This window comes from Streptomyces formicae (genome assembly GCF_002556545.1).
GTDB lineage: Bacteria > Actinomycetota > Actinomycetes > Streptomycetales > Streptomycetaceae > Streptomyces > Streptomyces formicae_A.
Window position 1 is genome coordinate 1,994,797 of record NZ_CP022685.1, and the last position, 18,698, is coordinate 2,013,494.

15 protein-coding genes are annotated in these 18,698 nt (G+C 70.5%); 2 read left to right on the forward strand and 13 right to left on the reverse strand.

What is annotated here, in order from left to right:
- Nucleotides 1-8: 8 nt before the first annotated feature.
- The 12 genes from adhE to KY5_RS08235 form a co-directional block, all read right to left on the reverse strand.
- Nucleotides 9-2,612 (reverse strand): bifunctional acetaldehyde-CoA/alcohol dehydrogenase, encoded by a 2,604-nt coding sequence (gene adhE, locus KY5_RS08180; protein WP_098241593.1) that lies wholly within the window; start codon nt 2,610-2,612, stop codon nt 9-11.
- A gap of 260 nt (nt 2,613-2,872) precedes the next feature.
- Nucleotides 2,873-3,952: a S1 family peptidase gene (locus KY5_RS08185; protein WP_098241594.1), complete on the reverse strand. Its 1,080-nt coding sequence runs from the start codon at nt 3,950-3,952 to the stop codon at nt 2,873-2,875.
- A 280-nt stretch (nt 3,953-4,232) separates the two neighbouring features.
- On the reverse strand, nt 4,233-5,147 hold the full coding sequence (locus KY5_RS08190) for a slipin family protein (RefSeq protein ID WP_234362651.1): 915 nt from the start codon (nt 5,145-5,147) through the stop codon (nt 4,233-4,235).
- 182 nt (nt 5,148-5,329) lie between these two features.
- Complete coding sequence (locus KY5_RS08195; RefSeq protein ID WP_098241595.1) at nt 5,330-6,232, reverse strand: S1 family peptidase; 903 nt, start codon at nt 6,230-6,232, stop codon at nt 5,330-5,332.
- Nucleotides 6,233-6,511: 279 nt separating this feature from the next.
- Nucleotides 6,512-7,357, reverse strand: coding sequence for a DUF1684 domain-containing protein (locus KY5_RS08200; RefSeq protein ID WP_098247120.1), 846 nt, complete (start codon nt 7,355-7,357; stop codon nt 6,512-6,514).
- Nucleotides 7,358-7,362: 5 nt separating this feature from the next.
- Entirely contained in the window at nt 7,363-8,670 is a 1,308-nt protein-coding gene (locus KY5_RS08205; RefSeq protein ID WP_098241596.1) for an NtaA/DmoA family FMN-dependent monooxygenase, read from the reverse strand.
- Nucleotides 8,667-9,728 carry an LLM class flavin-dependent oxidoreductase gene (locus KY5_RS08210; protein WP_098241597.1) on the reverse strand — a complete coding sequence of 354 codons (1,062 nt, stop codon included), beginning with the start codon at nt 9,726-9,728 and terminating at the stop codon, nt 8,667-8,669. Before KY5_RS08210 ends, KY5_RS08205 begins: the two co-directional genes overlap by 4 nt.
- Before the next feature lie 90 nt (nt 9,729-9,818).
- Complete coding sequence (locus KY5_RS08215) at nt 9,819-10,793, reverse strand: ABC transporter substrate-binding protein (protein WP_098241598.1); 975 nt, start codon at nt 10,791-10,793, stop codon at nt 9,819-9,821.
- A gap of 10 nt (nt 10,794-10,803) precedes the next feature.
- Complete coding sequence (locus tag KY5_RS08220; protein WP_098241599.1) at nt 10,804-11,565, reverse strand: amino acid ABC transporter ATP-binding protein; 762 nt, start codon at nt 11,563-11,565, stop codon at nt 10,804-10,806.
- Entirely contained in the window at nt 11,562-12,446 is an 885-nt protein-coding gene (locus KY5_RS08225; RefSeq protein WP_098241600.1) for an amino acid ABC transporter permease, read from the reverse strand. Before KY5_RS08225 ends, KY5_RS08220 begins: the two co-directional genes overlap by 4 nt.
- Nucleotides 12,447-12,475: 29 nt before the next feature.
- Nucleotides 12,476-14,218 (reverse strand): FAD/NAD(P)-binding protein, encoded by a 1,743-nt coding sequence (locus tag KY5_RS08230; RefSeq protein WP_098241601.1) that lies wholly within the window; start codon nt 14,216-14,218, stop codon nt 12,476-12,478.
- Nucleotides 14,215-15,081, reverse strand: a complete 867-nt coding sequence (locus KY5_RS08235) for an amino acid ABC transporter permease (protein WP_098241602.1) — start codon at nt 15,079-15,081, stop codon at nt 14,215-14,217. The genes KY5_RS08230 and KY5_RS08235 overlap by 4 nt, the downstream gene beginning before the upstream one ends.
- Nucleotides 15,082-15,613: 532 nt before the next feature.
- Here KY5_RS08235 and KY5_RS08240 point away from each other — a divergent pair.
- Nucleotides 15,614-16,573 carry an ABC transporter substrate-binding protein gene (locus tag KY5_RS08240; RefSeq protein WP_098241603.1) on the forward strand — a complete coding sequence of 320 codons (960 nt, stop codon included), beginning with the start codon at nt 15,614-15,616 and terminating at the stop codon, nt 16,571-16,573.
- A 45-nt stretch (nt 16,574-16,618) separates the two neighbouring features.
- On the opposite strand, the gene KY5_RS08245 is transcribed toward KY5_RS08240, so the two are convergent.
- Nucleotides 16,619-17,944, reverse strand: a complete 1,326-nt coding sequence (locus tag KY5_RS08245) for a DUF5685 family protein (RefSeq protein WP_199842974.1) — start codon at nt 17,942-17,944, stop codon at nt 16,619-16,621.
- A 290-nt stretch (nt 17,945-18,234) separates the two neighbouring features.
- On the opposite strand from KY5_RS08245, the gene KY5_RS08250 reads away from it, so the two are divergent.
- A complete protein-coding gene (locus KY5_RS08250; protein WP_098241605.1) occupies nt 18,235-18,684 on the forward strand; it encodes a cell division protein SepF in 450 nt (149 codons plus the stop codon).
- The last annotated feature ends 14 nt before the right edge of the window (nt 18,685-18,698 follow it).

The following is an 18,698-nucleotide window of genomic DNA, read 5'->3' on the forward strand; positions in this document are numbered from 1 at the left end:
GCGGCTCGTCAGTGGCTGGTCGCGCCGTAGTACGCCTGCCGCATGAGCTGCTGCATCTCATCGATCATCGGCATCCGGGGATTGGCGGGCGCGCACTGATCGGCGTACGCGTTCATCGCCTGCTGCGGCAGAGCCGCCAGGAAGGCCGCCTCGTCCACACCCTCCTCCTGGAAGGAGGCGGGGATACCGCACTTGGCACGCAGTTCCTCGACCGCACGGGCATAGGACTCCACTCCCTCCTCGGGCGTCGCGGCCGCGAGGCCCAGCATCCGGGCGATCTCCTGGAAGCGCTCGGGCGCCCGGTAGACCTCGGCCTTCGGCCACGGCGTCGCCTTGCCGGAGACGGTGCCGTTGTGCCGGATGACGTGCGGAAGCAGCAGCGCGTTGGTGCGCCCGTGGGCGACGTGGAACGTGTTGCCGAGGGTGTGCGCCATCGCGTGCACCAGGCCGAGGAAGGCGTTGGCGAAGGCCATCCCCGCGACCGTCGAGGCGTTGTGCATCTTCTCGCGCGCCTCGGGGTCCTTCGGGCCGTTGACGACGCACCGCTCCAGGTTCTCGAAGATGAGCTTGATCGCCTGGAGGCAGAGCCCGTCGGTGTAGTCGTTCGAGTAGGCGGAGACGTACGCCTCCGTGGCGTGGGTCAGCGCGTCGAAGCCGGAGTCGGCGGTGACGGTGGCGGGCAGCCCCATCGGCAGGACCGGGTCGACGATCGCGACGTTCGGGGTGAGCGCGTAGTCGGCGAGCGGGTACTTCTGCGCGGCCTTCGGGTCGGAGATGACCGCGAAGGGAGTGACCTCGGAGCCGGTGCCCGAGGTGGTCGGGACCGCCACCATCTGGGCCTTCTTGCCGAGCCCCGGGAACTTGAAGGCGCGCTTGCGGATGTCGAAGAACTTCTCCTTGGTGTCCGCGAACTCGATCTCCGGGTGCTCGTACATCAGCCACATGATCTTCGCCGCGTCCATCGGCGAGCCGCCGCCGAGGCCGATGATGGTGTCCGGCTGGAAGTCCCGCATCAGCGCGGCACCGGCCCGCACCGTCGCCAGCTCCGGGTTGGGCTCGACGTTGTCGATGATCTGCACGGTGACCGCGTCGGGCCGCGCCGCGAGGATGTCGGTCACGCGGGCGACGAACCCGAGCGTCGACATGGTCTTGTCCGTGACGATCGAGACGCGCCTGATGCCCTCCATCTCACCGAGGTAGCGCAGCGAGTTGCGCTCGAAGTAGATCTTCGGCGGGACCTTGAACCACTGCATGTTGTTGTTGCGCCGTCCGATCCGCTTGACGTTGACGAGGTTGACCGCGGAGACGTTGTCGGACACCGAGTTGTGCCCGTAGGAGCCGCAGCCGAGGGTGAGCGAGGGGAGGAAGGAGTTGTAGACGTCGCCGATGCCGCCGAAGGTGGAGGGCGCGTTGACGATGACGCGGATCGCCTTGACGCGCTTGCCGAACTCCTCGGCGAGCTCCTCGTCCTCGGTGTGGATGGCGGCGCTGTGCCCGAGCCCGTGGAACTCGACCATCCGGGCGGAGAGTTCGAGTCCGTGCTCGGTGTCCTCGGCCTTCAGCGCGGCCAGGATCGGGGAGAGCTTCTCGCGGGTGAGCGGCTCGCCCTCGCCGACCTCCGCGCACTCGGCGACGATGACCGAGGTGCCCTCCGGCACGGAGAACCCGGCCTGTTCGGCGATCCATTGCGGGGACCTGCCGACGACGGCCGCGTTCAGCTTGGCGCCCGAGCAGTTGTTGGCGAAGGCGGTGGTGCCGAAGACGAACTCCTCCAGCTTGGTCTTCTCGGCCGCCGTCAGGACGTACGCGCCGAGCCGCCGGAACTCCGCGAGCCCCTCCTCGTAGATCTCCTGATCGAGGATGACGGCCTGCTCGGAGGCGCAGATCATGCCGTGGTCGAAGGACTTGGAGAGCACGATGTCGTGCACGGCGCGGCGCAGCTTGCCGCTGCGCGTGACGTAGGCGGGTACGTTGCCCGCGCCGACGCCGAGCGCGGGCTTGCCGCAGGAGTAGGCGGCCTTGACCATCGCGTTGCCGCCGGTGGCGAGGATGGTGGAGACGCCCTCGTGGTGCATGAGGAGCCCGGTGGCCTCCATCGACGGCTCCTCGACCCACTGCACACAGTCCTCCGGCGCGCCCGCCTCGATCGCGGCGTCGCGCACCACGCGGGCGGCCTCGGCGGAGCAGCGCTGCGCGCTCGGGTGGAAGGCGAAGACGATCGGGTTGCGGGTCTTCAGGGCGATGAGCGCCTTGAAGACGGTCGTCGACGTCGGGTTGGTCACCGGGGTCATCGCGCAGACGACGCCGACCGGTTCGGCGATCTCGGTGATGCCGTTCAGCTCGTCGCGGGAGATGACGCCCGCGGTCTTCAGGCCGCGCATCGAGTTGACGACGTGCTCGCACGCGAAGAGGTTCTTGACGGCCTTGTCCTCGAACAGGCCGCGTCCGGTCTCCTCGACCGCCTGCCGCGCCAGCTCCCCGTGCTGGCTCAGCGCGGCGAGGGAGGCCTTCTTGACGATGTGGTCGACCTGCTCCTGGTCGTACGACTCGAACCGGTCGAGCGCGGCGAGCGCCCTCTCGACAAGTCCGTCCACCATCTCCTTGGCCCGCATGGCAGGTACTCCTTCTTCAGGACCTTTTCTTTACGCCTCCAATTCCACACCCGCGGGCGCTCCTTGAGGCGCCGAAAAGGGCCTCACCATCCAGGCATAAGGTCCTTCCGGAGGAACGGATCCATCCCACACACCAGCCTTGACCTGCACAGGTCCCACAGGACTTTAGACCCTTGCGCTCTTGTGAAAGTTTTCACAAGGAATCCCAAAAAAGCCCCGCCCCGTTTTAAGGGGGCGGGACTCAGAGCTTGACCGAGAGGTCAGCCGATTTCCGCACCGTAGGCCGACAAGGCTTCCGGCACCGGCTGGAAGAACGTCTCGCCGCCCGAGGAGCAGTCACCGCTGCCGCCCGACGTGAGACCCAGCGCGGTGTCACCGGCGAAGAGCGCGCCGCCGCTGTCGCCGGGCTCGGCGCAGACCGTGGTCTGGATCAGACCGTCGACCTGGCCCTCCTGGTAGTTGACCGTGGCGTCGAGCGCGGTGACGTCACCGTCGTGGACCTGGGTGGTGCTGCCGCTGCGCTGCACCTTCTGGCCGACCGTGGCGTCCCCTGCCTTGCTGATCGCCTGGGTGCCGCCGTAGAGGTTGACCTCGCTGGGGTGCGGGGTGTCACCCGTGTACTTCACGATGGCGTAGTCGTTGCCCGGGAAGCTCGACTCCTCGGTGGTGCCGATCTCCGAGCCGCCCTGCGAGTCCGACCAGCTCTTGACCGCGTTGCCGCAGTGGCCCGCCGTCAGGAAGTAGGGCTGGCCGCCCTTGACGACGTTGAAGCCGAGCGAGCAGCGCGAACCGCTCCCCCAGATCGCGTCGCCACCGGCGATGAAGGCCTTGTACTCGCCCTTGCTGTGCTTGAGCTCGGCCTTGCCGCCGAGGCTCTTCACGATCGCGGAGACCTTGTCGAGCTTGGCGCCCTTGACCGTGCGGTCGGCCGTGACGACGACCTTGTTGGCCGCCGGGTCCATCGCCCAGGAGGTGCCGGGCACGGCCGCCTTGTCGTTCAGCGTCGTACGGGCGCTCTTCAGCTCGGCGAGGGAGTTCTCGACGATTCTGGCCTTGCCGCCGGCCGACTCGACGCTGTCCGCCGCGCTCTTGTTCAGGACGTTGACGACGAGGCTCTTGGCCTTGGCGTCGTAGTAGGTGCCCGCGGCCTGGGTGCCGAGCTCCTTGCCCAGGGACGAGGCGAGCTTTCCGGCCTTCGCCACCGAGAGGGTGTCCGGCGTGGGATCCGGGGAGTTCTCGCTCGCGTTCGCAGTCTGGAAGGTGATTCCCGCGGCTACCAGCGCGGCGATGCCCGCGCCTGCCACGGCGGCACGCCGCTTGGGTATGCGTCGGTGCTTCAAAAGTCACGACCTCCTGTGGGGGGAACGACCCGTCAGGCGTGGGGGCCGGGCGGGCCGCAGGGCGTACGCGGCACGGAGTCACCACGCTAAAGAAGCCGCGTCCATGCCAATGTGGCCTCGCCCACTATCCCGATGCCCTCCGGTCGCACACAAGGTCTACTTCAGGACGCGCGCACGACAACGGTCGCGCGCCCCCGGCCGGTTGGACGACCTCGGTCTCGCCACGTCGGTTCCCGTTGCAAACACCGCGTGCGAGGGGACGATCGCCAGCCTGTAAGGACTAGTCCTGTCCGGATCTCGACCCCGCGGCGCGGCCGGGCTCTCCGAATTCCGCCTTCTCCGCACCGGATTCCGGCAGCTTCGCCGGGGTCACAGGAACGACCGGATCCGCCGCGGACGGCGCATCCGGTGACGCTTGCTGTGGTGTCGGCAGCGCCTGCTGGGCGCGCTCCAGGAAGCGGAGCAGTTCGACGGGGAAGGGCAGGACGAGGGTGGAGTTCTTCTCTGCGGCGACCGCCACCACGGTCTGCAGCAGCCGCAGTTGCAGGGCCGCCGGCTCCTCCGCCATCTCGTGCGCCGCCTCGGCGAGCTTCTTGGACGCCTGGAGTTCGGCGTCGGCGTTGATGACCCGGGCACGCCGCTCCCGGTCCGCCTCGGCCTGCCGTGCCATGGAACGCTTCATCGTCTCCGGCAGGGAGACGTCCTTGATCTCCACGCGGTCGATCTGCACGCCCCACCCGATCGCCGGGGAGTCGATCATCAACTCGAGGCCCTGGTTGAGCTTTTCGCGATTGGACAGCAGGTCGTCCAGGTCGCTCTTGCCGATGATGGACCGCAACGAGGTCTGCGCCATCTGCGAGACCGCGAAACGGTAGTCCTCCACCTGGACGACGGCGTCGGCCGCGTCGACGACTTTGAAGTAGATGACGGCGTCCACCCGGACCGTGACGTTGTCGCGGGTGATGCCGTCCTGCGCGGGCACCGGCATCGTCACGATCTGCATGTTGACCTTACGGAGCCGGTCGATGGCGGGCACGATCATGGTGAGCCCCGGGCCGCGCACCGACCGCTGCAGCTTGCCGAGGCGCAGCACCACACCGCGTTCGTACTGCTTGACGACGCGCGCCGCCGCCATCACGTAGACCACTGAGAGAGACCCGACGGTCACTCCCGCCGCCACCAGCTCCTCGACCATGCCGGCCCCCCAGGGTCCGAATTGGGCGTGTTGGGCGTCCTCTTCGAAGGTAACCCCGTGCCGGACACAAAGGGAGAGGGTGACGGGACACAAGGGTGGGCCCCCGCCCGGCGTACCGGACGGGGGCCCACCCGCTGCTGGCTGCGGACTCGGTGGCCGCTCAGTGCATCAGTGCACCGGAGTCAGTAGACGCTGACGTTGTACGCGCGCAGCGCCTCGGTGACCGGCTGGAAGAAGGTCGTGCCGCCCGACGAGCAGTTGCCGCTGCCGCCGGAGGTGAGCCCGAGGGCCGTCGAGCCCGCGTAGAGCGGACCACCGCTGTCGCCGGGCTCGGCGCAGACCGTGGTCTTGATCATGCCGTAGACGACGTCGCCGCCGCCGTAGTTGACGGTCTGGTTCAGCGCGGTGACACGGCCGCTGTGCGTACCGGTCGTGGAACCGCGCCGGGTGACTGTCTGCCCGACCGTCGGGTCGGCGGCGCTGGTGATGTCCTGACTGCCCACGGTGCCGGACTTGGTGACCGAGTTGTTGGTGTACTTGACGATGCCGTAGTCGTTGGTCGGGAAGCTGGAGCCCGACGTGGTGCCGAGCACGGTGGTCTTCGCCGAGTTGGACCACCAGGTGCCCGCGCCGTCGGTGCAGTGCCCGGCCGTCAGGAAGTAGTAGGTGCTGCCGTTGCGGACGTTGAAGCCGAGCGAACAGCGCCAGCTGGACGCGTAGATGGCGTCCCCGCCGGAGATGTACTTCTGGAACTTGCCCGGGGTGCGCTCGATCTTCAGGGCGCCCGCGTTGCTGCCCGCCGCCGACTTCAGCTCGGCGATCTCGGCCTTGGACACCGTGCTGTCGGCGGTCACGACGACCTGCCCGGTCGTGGGGTCGACGCCCCAGGAGGTGCCCGCGACATCGGCGTCGAGCACGGCGTCACTGGCCTGTTCCAGCTGCGCGGCGCTGAACGTCGCCGTGCCGTCGTGGGCGCTGGCGGCGGGGACGGCGAGCGCGCCCGCGGCGACGAGACCGGTGGCCACGGCAAGCATGGAGACGCGTCTCGCCGGACCGCTGCGGGGGATGGTGCGCTTGATCCTCACGTTTGTTCCTCCCGAGGGAAGTCAGTGGGTCCTTGTGGGTTGTGGACCCGTGAGGCGCAGCCAAAGAGCAAGCCCTGATTCCGGATACGCCGTGCTCCTGACAAGCGCTGCTCGGGAGTATTGGGGGGTGGGACAGGCCGCACAAGGGCGTGTTTCGGCCGCCGACCGATACACGACGACCGGCCCCGGTGGGTTTCGTACCTGTCGTACGCCACCGGGGCTTGGGTCATCGGCCGTGGTTCAGGGGCCGCCTTCGGGGCGTCCCCGCAGTCAGACGTCTCAGCGGTCGAGAAGGTTCCGCTCTCCCGCCGCGATCTCGGTGGGGAGGGTGTTGCCGGGCGGCGGGAAGGGGCACAGGAAGTGGTCGGCGAAGGCGCACGGCGGCAGCAGCGCCCGGTTGAAGTCCACGGTGGTGCGGCCTTCGGCGTCCGGCGCCGGGGGCCGCAGGAACCGGAAGCGGTGGCTTGAGGTGCCGCTGGTGGCGTCGGCGAAGACCGCCCACAGCGACCCGTCCCCCTCCACGGTCACCTGCAAGGTGTGCTCAACTCCCCCGAGGCGGAAGGAGAGTTCACCGCCGATCCCGAGGCCGCGCTCCTTGCCGTCCGCGTTGCCGACCGTGACGGTGCGGTCCTCGCCGTACGGCGTGAAGCGTCCGGGCACCGCCCAGCACGCGTCGTACGCGGTGGCGTCGATGCCCGTGAAGGCGCGGCGCGCGGGCGCGTCGGGATCGAAGTCGCGTACCGCCCAGAGCCCTTCGCGGCGGATGACGACGAGACGGCGCGCGCCGTACGCGACGCGGGCTTCGGCGGCGGGGCCGCTGTCGGCGGTCAGCCGCACCTCTCCGGTGACCGGCTGCCCGTCGAGGGTGAGGCCGTCGCCGGGGCCCGCACCGCCGTCATCGGGCCCCACGGTCAGGACGACCGCGTCCGGCGTCTCGGCCCACCGCCCCGGCAGATCAGGGAGCTTGCCCTCCGGATGGTCCGCGAGCCAGTGCGTGCCCTTGAGGGAGAGCGGCCCGTAGGGGGCCGAGACGCTCTCGACGCGCCGCTCGTGCCAGCGCTTCCAGTCCCCTGCGACGTCGGTCCCGGCCCCTGCGGTCGCCGCGGTGTCGTGTTCGGTGCTCATGTTGATCAACCTTTCCCTGCGGGCTCGCGCAGCCCGAGATGGGAGCGCAGTGTCGCGCCCCGGTATTCCGTGCGGTACACGCCGCGTTCCTGGAGCAGGGGCACCACCCGGTCGACGAAGTCGTCGAGCCCGCCGGGAGTGAGGTGCGGGACGAGGATGAAGCCGTCGGCGGCGTCGCGCGCCACGAACTCCGCGAGCTCGGCGGCGACCGCGTCCGGCGTGCCGATGAAGGACTGGCGCGCGGTGGTCTCGATGACGGTCTGCCGGATGGACAGGCCCTTGGCCTCGGACAGGGCGCGCCACTTCGCGGCCACGGCGAACGGGTCGGTGATCTTCACGCGTCCCTGCACGAGCTCCGAGCCCGGGTCCGGGTCGATGTCGGGCAGCGGCCCGTCCGGGTCGTAAGCGGAGAGGTCCACGCCCCAGACCTGCTCCAGGGCGAGGATCGCGTTCTGCGGGGAGACCTGCTTGCGGCGGATCTCGGCGGCCTTCTCCTGCGCCTCCGCCGCGGTGTCGCCGAGGACGTAGCTGACCCCCGGCATGATCAGCAGGTCATCGGGGTCCCGCCCGTACGCGGCGAGGCGCCCCTTCACGTCGGCGTAGAACTCCCGCCCGGCCTCCAGCGTGCCGTGCCGGGTGAAGATGATGTCGGCGGCCGACGCGGCGAACTCGCGGCCCTCCGGCGAGTCCCCTGCCTGGATGACGACCGGGTGCCCCTGCGGGGAGCGCGGGACGGTGAACTCGCCCTCGATCGCGAAGTGCCGGCCGTGGTGCGCGAACGGCCGCTGCCTGCCGTCGGGCGTCCAGGAGTCCCACAGTTCGCGCGCCGTCGCGAGGAACTCGGCGGCGCGGGTGTAGCGCTCCGCCAGGTCGAGGTAGCCGCCGCGCCGGAAGTTCTCGCCGGTGAAGGCGTCCGACGTGGTGACCACGTTCCAGGCGGCGCGGCCCGCGCTGAGGTGGTCGAGGGAGGCGAGTCTGCGGGCGAGTTCATAGGGTTCGTTGAAGGTCGCGTTGACGGTGCCCGCGAGGCCGAGCCGCTCGGTGACGGCGGCGAGCGCGGTGAGGACGGTCAGCGCCTCGGGCCGCCCGACGACGTCCAGGTCGTGGATGCGCCCCTTGTGCTCGCGCAGGCGCAGCCCCTCGGCGAGGAAGAAGAAGTCGAAGAGGCCGCGCTCGGCGGTGCGGGCGAGGTGCTGGAACGACGAGAAGTCGATGTGCGAGCGGGACCTGGGGTCGGTCCAGACAGTGGTGCTGTTGACACCGGGGAAGTGGGCGGCCAGATGGATCTGCTTGCCGGGCGTACGTTCGGTCATGAGGGCTCCCCCGCGAGCGCGGCGTAACGGTTGGCGGGCCGGGCGAGGCCCAGGTGCTCCCGGAGCGTGCTGCCCGGGTAGAAGGTGCGGAACAGACCGCGGTGCTGGAGCAGCGCGACGGTGCCGTTGACGAGCCGCTCCAGGTCACGGCGCGGCTCGACGGGCGTGAGGTGGAACCCGTCGACGGCGCCCGCCCGGTGCCAGTCGGCGATCAGCTCGGCGAGGTCGACGGGCCCGCCCCGGTAGGCGGGACCCTCGGCGGTGGGCAGCGGCCCGCCCCCGTGGCCCGGCTCCGCGGCGTACTCGCCGCCGCCGAGGTCGACGACGAGCGAAGCGAACACCCGCAGCGTGTCCGGGTCGCGCCCGAACCGGGTGGCGAGGCCGCGCAGTTCGGCCCGCGCGGCGTCCGCCCGGGTGAGGGAGGGGGACCGCACCAGGGCGACGTCGGCATGGCGGGCCGCGGCCTCGCGGGCCCACGGATCGGTGGCGTCGACGACGGTCACCGGGTGGCCCTGCGGCGGCCTCGGCACGATGGACGGGCCCCGAACCGAGAAGGCGCGGCCCTCGAAGTCCACGTAGTGCAGCTTGTCGCGGTCGATGAAACGGCCGGTCGGCACGTCCCGTATCTCCGCGTCGTCCTCCCAGCTGTCCCACAGGCGCGCCGCCACGTCGGCGAACTCGCCCGCCTCCTGCCACAGTTGCTCGGGCGCCTCGGCCCGCCGCCGCCCGAAGAGTCGGGCCTGCGCCTCGGTCTCCGACACCTCGACCACCCAACCGGCCCGTCCGTGACTGACCCAGTCCAGCGTGGCGACGGCGGCCTGCACGTGGAACGGTTCGGTGTGCGTGGTCGTGACGGTCGGCACGAGCCCGATCCGCCCGGTGCCGGGCGCGAGCCGTGCGGCCACGGCGAGCGCGTCGAGCCCGGGCCGCGCGAAGGAGTCCCCGAGCGTCACGAAGTCGAGCGCCCCGCCCTCGGCGAGCAGCGCCAACTCGGCGTAGGGAGCGGCTTCATAGACCCCGGGATGGTCGATGGCGGCGGCAAGATGAAGGCTGGACATCAACTGAACCTTTCTGAGCAGGGAACGGGGCGCCCCCTATGGGGCGCGGGGAACTGCGCGAGCGACCACGACCGGCCCGCGGCCGAACGACTACGGCCTTGGCAACCCGGGCGGATTGACCCGCGACTTCGCCACGGCCTCCCCGGAAAGCCCCCACCGCTTCAGCACCTTCGCGTAACTCCCGTCCGCGATCACGTGATTGAGCGCGGCGGCATACGCGTCCACGAGCCCGCTCCCCTTCCTCGTGGTCGCCGCGATCTCCCCCTGGACCGACGCGCCCCCGCCGGACAGCGAGCCGACGACCTTCGTCTGTCCCGCCGAGGCCACGTGGTAGGAGACCGAGGGGCTGGGCCCGAGGTACGCGTCGATGCGCCCGGACTGGAGGGCCAGATAGTAGTCGGAGTCCTTCTGGAAGTACTTGATGTCGACCGGCTCGCGCCCGGCCTTCTCGTTCTTCCTGCTCCAGTCGACGAGGATCTTCTCCTGGTTGGTGCCGGAGGAGACCGCGACGGACCTGCCCGCCACGTCGGCGGGGCCCTTCACCTTCAAGTCCGCGTCCTTCTTCGCCTCGAAGGCGATGTTGTCCAGACGGTAGGTGGCGAAGTCGTACTTCTCCTTGCGTTCCTCGGTCACCGTGACGTTGCTGAACACGCCGTCGAACTTCCCGCTGTCCAGGCCGACGAAGAGGTTCTCCCAGGAGACCTGCTCGAACGTCGGCTTCAGACCGAGCGTGTCGGCGACGAGGATCGCGAGGTCGACCTCGGAGCCGATGCGGGTCTTGTCGTCGGTGGCGTAGAAGCCGAGCGGCGCGGTCGAGTCGGCACCGCCGCCGAGCCGCAGCGTGCCGCGCTTTCGCACCGCTTCGGGGACGAGCGCGGCGATGGACGCGACCTTCTTGCCGCGTACGCGGTGCTGGTCGGGGCCGATGTTGATGTCGCCGACCCGCTTGGTGCCGGGCTTGCCGCCGCCGGTCGCGGCGTCGCTGTCGCCGCCGCAGGCGCCGAGCAGCGGCGTGGCGACCAGGGCGGCGACGGCGTAGGTGAGGGTGGTGCGTCGGGATGGCATTCAGGAGCTCCTAGAGGACCTTGGAGAGGAAGGCGCGCGTGCGCTCGTGCTGCGGCGCGTCGAGGACGTCGTCCGGAGCGCCCCGCTCGATCACGCGCCCGTCGTCCATGAAGACGACCGTGTCGGCGACCTCGCGGGCGAAGCCGATCTCGTGCGTGACGACGATCATCGTGGTGCCCCGGCGCGCCAAGTCCTTGATGACGTCGAGGACTTCGCCGACCAGCTCCGGGTCGAGCGCGGAGGTCGGCTCGTCGAAGAGGAGCAGCTTGGGTTCCAGGGCGAGCGCGCGGGCGATGGCGACGCGCTGCTGCTGACCGCCGGAGAGCTGCCGCGGATAGGCGTCGGCCTTGTCGGCGAGTCCGACCCTGGCGAGCAGCGCCTCCGCGCTCGCCACGGCCTCCCTGCGGGGCCGCTTCAGCGCGGAGACCGGCGCCTCGACGACGTTCTCCAGGACGGTCAGGTGCGGGAAGAGGTTGAAGTTCTGGAAGACGAAGCCGATCTGCGTGCGCTGCTTGAGCACCTCGCGCTCGCGCAACTCGTACAGCTTGTCGCCGGAGCGCCGGTAGCCGATCAGCGAGCCGTCGACGCTGACCCAGCCCCCGTCGACCTTCTCCAGGTGGTTGATGGTGCGCAGGAGCGTCGACTTGCCGGATCCGGAGGGCCCGAGGACGACGGTGACCTCGCCCGCGCCGACCTCCAGGTCGACTCCCTTCAGCACGTCCAACGACCCGAACGACTTGCGTACGGAACGGAGTTCGACCATGGCGCTCATCGCGCGGCCCCCTTGGAGAAGTGACGTTCGACGTAGTGCTGGAGGACGGAGAGCGCGCTGGTCAGGAGGATGTACCAGACGGTGGCGACCATGAGGAGCGGCACCACGCGGCCGTTGCGGCCGTAGATGACCTGCACCTGGTAGAAGAGTTCGCCGATCGCCATCACGGAGACGATCGAGGTGCCCTTGAAGAGCGAGATGATCTCGTTGGCCGCGTTGGGCAGGATCGACCGCATCGCCTGCGGAAGGACGATCCTGCGCACCTGGCGCAGCTTGGGGATGCCGAGCGCGGCGGCCGCCTCCAACTGGCCGCCGTCGACGGCGAGTACACCCGCGCGCACGATCTCGGCGGCGTACGCGGCCTGGTGCAGGGCGAGGCCGAGCACGGCGGCGCTCATCGCGCCGACCAGACCCATCGTGTCGAAGGAGAGGAAGCCGGGCCCGAAGGGGATCCCGAACCGCACCTCCTTGTACAGATAGGCGAGGTTGAACCAGAAGAGCAGCTGCACGATGAGCGGGATGGAGCGGAACGCCCAGATGTAGCCGAAGGCCACCGACTTCAGGAAGGGGCTGGCGGAGAGCCGCATGAAGGCGAGGACGATGCCGAGCGCGAAGCCGATGGCGGTGCCGTAGAAGGTGAGCTGGAGGGTGACCCAGACCGCCTTGAGGATCACGTCGGCGGTGAAGAACTCGGCGAACACCTCCCACTCCCATGCGGGGTTGGTGACGAGGCCGTGCGCGAACTGGGCGATCAGGACGGCGGTCGCGGCGACGGCGGCCCACCGCAAGGGGTGGCGCACGGGCACGACCTTCAGGTCGCCGTAGTCGTCGCCCGGTGGGGTCGTGGCCTTGTCGACGGGGGGATCAGCGGTCAGGGACATGGATTCCTCGAAGGGCTCAGTCGGAGGGATCAGAGCGTGCGGAGCAGGTCGAGTACGGCGCGCGCGGTGGCGTCGTTCTGCCGGAACGAGGGGCTGTTGGTGCGCGGCCTGGTGAAGGCCCCCGCGCCGCGCGCGTCGGTGTGCGGGCCGAGCGCGAAGCGGCGCGGATGCGGCACGCCCGCGCGGTCCAGCACGCGGCCGTCGGCGGGATCGACGGCGAGCAGCCCCGCCGCGGTCACCGCGACCCCCTCGGCGTGCAGCGCGCGCAGGAGCGGGTCGCGGGTGCGGGCGAGGGTGGGCTGCGGGAGCCGCGCCTCGACGAGCGCGCGGGCCTCGGTGACCTGGCCCGGCAGGGTCGGGCTCTGGGCGCGGAACACCCCGTCCTCGGCGGTGACGCGGACGTCGGCGCCGAGGAACCGCACGACCCCGGCCCGGGAGAGGGCGAGCAGCTGGCGCAGCCGGGGCCCCGGTGGCCCGGACGCGAGGTAGCTGAAGAAGCCGTGCCACCACTCCCCCACGTCGCCGAGCCGCATCAACTGCCCGTAGACGGAGAGGAGCCCGAGGAAGACGGCGAGGTCCGGGCTGTGCCCGGGGTCGTGGCGGCGCGTGAGGTCGTCGGTGACGTAGCCGCGCAGGCCGTCCTGGAGTCCTTCGTACGAGGTGTGGCGCACGCCCGCGAGCGGGTGGTCGAGCGCCGTGAGGTCGAGCCGGTCGGCGGGGTCGGGCACGGCGGAGGCGACGAGGGCGTCGAGTTCGGGGCTGCCCGGCGGGCAGGCCGCGTACTTCTCGTCGAAGTCCGTCCAGGCGGCCCGGGTGCGCTCGGGATGGGCGGTGAAGAGCCGGTGGTAGTGGGCGAAGCCGAGTTCCTTCTCGACGAGCGGCCACACGTCGCGCCGGAAGTCGTAGCCTTCGGGCCTGGCGAGCAGCTCGTCGATCTCTGCGGGGCCCAAGTAGCGCGGCAACGGCGGCCGTTCGCCCGTCAAGGCGTAGCCGATCTTGGAGTGGTAGGGCACGCCGCGCCGCGAGCCGACATAGAGGACGGGCTCGCGCCCGGACGGCAGGTACGTCTCCCCCTCGTACCGCCCGCCGCGCCCCTCGGTCAGCAGCACCATCAGGTCGACGAAGGCGAGCCCGAAGCCGCGTACGAGGACGGGTTCGCCGGGTGCGAGCCGCGAGAGATCGGCGTCGGCGGTGAAGTCGGGCGGCAGGTGCACGAGCCCGTTCCGCTCGGCGTACCGCGCCAACTCGTCCTGTTCGTCGTCGAGTTCGGCGTCGAGGTGGCCCTGGGTGAGGAGGACCACGTCGGCGAGGAGCGGCTCGTCGACGCCCTCCAGCCACACTTCCTGACGCCCCGTGCGCTCGCCGGTGAGGCGGACCGCCCTGCGCCGGTGGTGGCGGACGACGGCACCCCGCGGCAGACCCGCCACCGCCTTCTCGTACACCCAGCCCATGTACCGGCTCTGCTCGCGGCGGCTGGCGAAGGTGCGCCCGTCGAGCCCGGACCACTCGTCGAGTGCGGGTCCCGGCAGGACGGGTCCCGTCACCTCCACCGTCTCGTCGGTGAACATGGTGACGTCCTGGGCCTGCGAGTTCATCCAGAGCAGCGGCGACTGGTCGTGCCGCCAGATGCGGCCGCCGCCCGGCGGGTACGGGTCGACGAGGTGGATGTCGAGCCCCGCATCCCCGTACAGGGCAGGGGCGTTGGCGCCGATGCGTTCCAGGATCCCGGTGCCGCGCGGACCGGCCCCCACGATCACGAGCGAGCGCCTCACCGGGCACGCTCCGAGCCGCGCGCGTAGTGCCGCTCGACGTAGTACTGGCCGACGCCGAGCACCGAGGTGACCACGACGTACCAGAGGGTGGCGACCATCAGGAGCGGGATGACCTGGTAGGTGCGGTGGTAGACCAGCTGCACGGAGTAGAGCAGGTCCTGCACCGCGATGACGCTGACGATCGAGGTGCCCTTGAGCGTCCCGATCAGCATGTTCCCCGCGGGCGGCACGATGGACCGCATGGCCTGCGGAAGCACGATCCGCCGCCAGCGCCGCCACCGGCCGAGCCCGAGCGACTGCGCGGCCTCGATCTGCCCCCGGTCCACGGAGAGGATCCCGCCGCGCACCACCTCGGCCGCGTACGCGGCCTCATGCAGGGTGAGGCCGACGACGGCGATGGTGACGGGCCCCATCAGGTTCACCGTCCTGACCCCGAAGACCTCCGGGTACAGGGCGCCGATGTTGAACCAGAACAGCAGCTGCACCAGGATCGGCATCGACCTGAAGAACCAGACGTATCCCCAACTGACCGTGCGCAGGACGGGGTTGGCGGAGAGTCTGCCCATGGCGAGCAGGGTGCCGAGCGCGAAGCCGAGCACCATGACGACGGCGGTCAGCCAGAGGGTGAGCCAGAGGCCGCGCAGCACGGACGCCGAGGTGAAGTAGTCGGCGACGAGGCCCCATTGGAACGCCTCATTGCGGATCACCGAGGTGGCGGCGAGCGCCAGCAGGACCAGGACGAGTGCGGCGGCCGTCCACTGGCCCGCACGGGGCCGGGGCACGATGCGCGGGGTGTCGGGGAGTACTGCGGGATTCTCGGGAGGAGGGGCGGTCGCGACGTTGGCGAGGGTGTCGGAAGACATGCGGAAGGCTCCGTGGATGCACGAGCTCGAACACGGGTGGTGCCTTCACACGGACCGAGCCCCTCAGCACGATCCGTCCCTGAGATTACGGTGCGCTTTCCGCCCGCTGTCAAGGCTGTCCAGAATATGAGCCGTACGTCTCACGGCAGTTGACGCGGAAACGGATGCCTGTTCCACTTGGCCCATGCATCCGCAGCAGTGGCTGGTCACGCGCTCCCACATCGACTTCGGTCGAGTGTGGTCGGCGTCTTGTTGATGTCCTCCTGAGCCGACCCCCTGCGATCTCCGCGTCCTGAGCCCGTCGGGCCCTCCGGCCCTCGCACCCTCGGGTCGCGGGCCCTTTGACCTTCGGGGCCGTCGGCTTCTGCGCGCCTTCCCTTCCCGACGCCCGCGCCCCGCGCGGGCGTCGACCCCGCCTTCACACGCGTACGTCACCGCTCTCCCGTCGTGAGCGGCGGCACCCCTCCCCTCGTACGTCCGCTTCGCCCTGCCCCGCTTCGCCCTGCCCTGCCGAGCTGGAGAACGTCACGCCATGAGCACGCCCCCGCACTCCCGTCGCCTCCCGGCCGCCTTCGCCCTGATCACCGCCGCCACCCTCACGCTGACCGCGTGCGGATCCGGGGGTGGCGCGGACACCCCGGGCGGTGCGGCGCCCGCGGGCGGGAGCGCCGAGATCCCGACCACGGACGTGGTGTCCTCCGTCAGGAAGAACCGGGCCTCGGCGGAGCTGCTGCCCGCGGACGTCCGCGACCGCGGCACCCTCAGCCTCGCCTCCGCCGTCGGCGGCACCCCGCCGGGCGCCACCTACCTGGAGGACGGCAGGACGATCGTCGGCCAGGACATCGACTTCGCGGACGCCGTCGCCAAGGTCCTCGGCCTGAAGCTGAAGCGGGAGGCCGCGAGCTTCGAGGCGATCCTGCCCGCCCTGGACAGCGGCAAGTACGACCTGGGCACCGGCAACTTCGGCGTCACCGAGGAGCGCCGCAAGACCATCGACTTCGTGACGTACATCAACGACGGCCAGGGCTTCGCCGTCCGCAAGGACAGCAAGCTGGCCGAGGTCACCGACTTCGAGCAGCTCTGCGGCCTGAACGTGGCGACCGGCGCGGGCACCACCTTCGAGGTGACCCTGGAGGACAACAAGCACGTCTGCGCCGACGCGGGCAAGAAGCCGTACGGCGTGAAGACGTACGCCGAGCAGGGCGCGATCTGGCCCGCCCTCCAGCAGGGCCGCGCCGACGTGGTGATGTCCACCATCAACGGCCTGCGGTACGCCGTGCGGCAGCAGGAGGGCCTGAAGTTCCTCGGCGAGTACCACCGGCTCGACGTCGGCTTCGCCTTCAAGAAGGGCACGAAGCTGGCGCCCGCGTTCCAGGCCGCGGTCGATCAGCTGATCAAGGACGGGACGTACGACCGGATCCTGAAGAAGTGGGGGACGCGGGCCTCGGCGATCAAGGAGTCCCGGATCTCCCCGCCGGAGATCACGGGCTGACGCCCCCTCATCCGTGGGGCGGCCCCAGGAACAGGCCCTCCGGAGCTAGAGCCCGCAGTCGCAGCACGAGCAGCATTCACAGCACTCGCAGCAGCCCCCGTCGCCACCGCAGTCACAGTTGTTGCAGCAGCCCTCGCGCCGCTTCCGGGACCAGGGGCCCTCGTAGTGGTCGGCGCAGCACACCTTGCACGTGCAGCAGAGGCCGATGGCGACGGCACACCCCGCCCAGAAGCCGCGCTTGCCCGGCTTCGGCGGCTTCCCGAAGTCGGGCCCGCCACCGAAGCCGCCAAGCCCACCGGGTCCGACCGGCCCACCGGGTCCGACAGGTCCCCCGGGACCGCCGGGCGCCCCGCCCCCGTACGGATTGCCGCCTCCGTAAGGATTCTGCGGACCGTAGGGACCGCCGGCGGGAGGCCCGTAAGGACCGCCCTGCTGCCCGTCGTACCCCTGACCGCCCTGCGGCGGCCCGAAGGCGCCGCCCTGATGGGCCGTCACCTCGTGGGTGTGCCCGCACGCGTCGGTCCCGAAGGCCCGGTCGATCGACCTGCCCAGCTCGTGCGCGAGCAGCCGGTGCGCGAGCTTGCCGTCGGTGAACTCGGCGTCCCGCAGTGCGAGACGTATGCCGTGCAGGGCGTCGTCGGCGAGACGGCGCGCCTCGGTCCGCGTGGTTCCGGTCGCCGTCAGCGGGTTCCACGCACCCGACGCGGCGTCAGCTTCCTGGTCCTCGACGGCATCCAGGAGGTGCGCGAGCCTGCCGAAGAGCCGCCCCGCCTCGGCGAGCGGCGCCGCGTTCCCTGGCCGCCCGGCGAGCACGGCGGTGTGCGCGAAGGCCGCGGCGGTGGCCGTCTCGGTCGGCTCGGTCACCGTGAGCAGGGAGGTGCCGGGCCCGGCCAAGGACTCGATGCCCGCCTGGCGTTCGACGGCGTCGAGCAGGACCGCCGTGTCGAATCCCACCGCGGCACCGGTGCGCGCGCCCGCCTTGTCCCAGCCCTTGGCCACGCGGCGGGCCGCGAAGGACACCGGGCGCCGCGCGAGCAGCCCGTCCCCGTCGACGACGTGGTCACGGACCTTCGCCGACGCCAGCACCAGCGAGACGGCGGCGGCGAGCCGCGCGCCCTCGCCCTGCGCGACGGAGGCCGTCCGCATCCCGCGCAGTGGACAGGGCCCCGCCGTGCGCCGCCAGCCGGTGGCGCGCTCGGCCTGAGCCTCCGTCAGAACCGAGACGATGAGCCCGTCGTAGTTGGTGACGACCCGGGCGAACTGCCCGTGGTCGCCGCGCAGCGCGAGGCAGAGCCCGCACAGGTGCGCCATCCACTGGGTCTTGAGTCCCTCGCCGAGCCGATGACTGCAGGGCCTGACAATTCCGAACAAGACGACTCCCCCGAGAGTCCGGAAACCGATCAACTCCGGCATCGTAGCGAGAGACCGTTCACCCGGACGCACCTGCCGTCACCCATACGCCGTGAAGAATCATATTTCACTCACTGTCAGCAGCCGTACACGGCACGACCCTTGGAGGACAACGCGCGTCGGCGTGTTGACTCTGCACCAGTACCGTCACGAAACCCCCGCGCGGCGACTATCCACTTGGCGCATCATCCGCATCATGGACGAACATGGGGATGCGGAACGCAGGGAAACCGCTGTGAGAGGAGGCGTCCATGGGATCGGTGCGCAAGGCGAGTGCCTGGCTTGGCCTCGTCGACGACAACAATGACGAGCGTTACTACGACGACGGCTACGAGGACGACAGGGCCGAAGGGCCCGACAAGGCGGAGGCCTGGATCACCGACCCGCGCGTGCGGGTGGCGGCCGAGGCGGCCGAGGAGGAGGAGCGCCGCATCGGGACCGTGACCCCGGACAGCTTCCGGGACGCGCGGGCCATCGGCGAGCTCTTCCGGGACGGCGTCCCGGTGATCATGAACCTCACGGCCATGGAGCCCACCGACGCCAAGCGCGTGGTGGACTTCGCGGCCGGCCTCACCTTCGGTCTGCGCGGCTCGATCGAGCGCGTGGCGACGCGGGTCTTCCTGCTCACCCCCGCGCACACCCAGATCGTGAACGGCGAGGCCGCGGGCCGCCCCGCGGACGGTTTCTTCAACCAGAGCTAGGGGCAGGGCCGCTC

Coding starts and splice junctions, on each gene's coding strand:
- KY5_RS08240 (WP_098241603.1), top strand. CDS start 15,614: ATGAGCACGCCCCCGCACTCCCGTCGCCTCCCGGCCGCCTTCGCCCTG.
- KY5_RS08250 (WP_098241605.1), top strand. CDS start 18,235: ATGGGATCGGTGCGCAAGGCGAGTGCCTGGCTTGGCCTCGTCGACGAC.
- KY5_RS08205 (WP_098241596.1), bottom strand. CDS start 8,670: ATGACCGAACGTACGCCCGGCAAGCAGATCCATCTGGCCGCCCACTTC.
- KY5_RS08220 (WP_098241599.1), bottom strand. CDS start 11,565: ATGAGCGCCATGGTCGAACTCCGTTCCGTACGCAAGTCGTTCGGGTCG.
- KY5_RS08215 (WP_098241598.1), bottom strand. CDS start 10,793: ATGCCATCCCGACGCACCACCCTCACCTACGCCGTCGCCGCCCTGGTC.
- KY5_RS08225 (WP_098241600.1), bottom strand. CDS start 12,446: ATGTCCCTGACCGCTGATCCCCCCGTCGACAAGGCCACGACCCCACCG.
- KY5_RS08210 (WP_098241597.1), bottom strand. CDS start 9,728: ATGTCCAGCCTTCATCTTGCCGCCGCCATCGACCATCCCGGGGTCTAT.
- KY5_RS08190 (WP_234362651.1), bottom strand. CDS start 5,147: ATGGTCGAGGAGCTGGTGGCGGCGGGAGTGACCGTCGGGTCTCTCTCA.
- KY5_RS08200 (WP_098247120.1), bottom strand. CDS start 7,357: ATGAGCACCGAACACGACACCGCGGCGACCGCAGGGGCCGGGACCGAC.
- adhE (WP_098241593.1), bottom strand. CDS start 2,612: ATGCGGGCCAAGGAGATGGTGGACGGACTTGTCGAGAGGGCGCTCGCC.
- KY5_RS08235 (WP_098241602.1), bottom strand. CDS start 15,081: ATGTCTTCCGACACCCTCGCCAACGTCGCGACCGCCCCTCCTCCCGAG.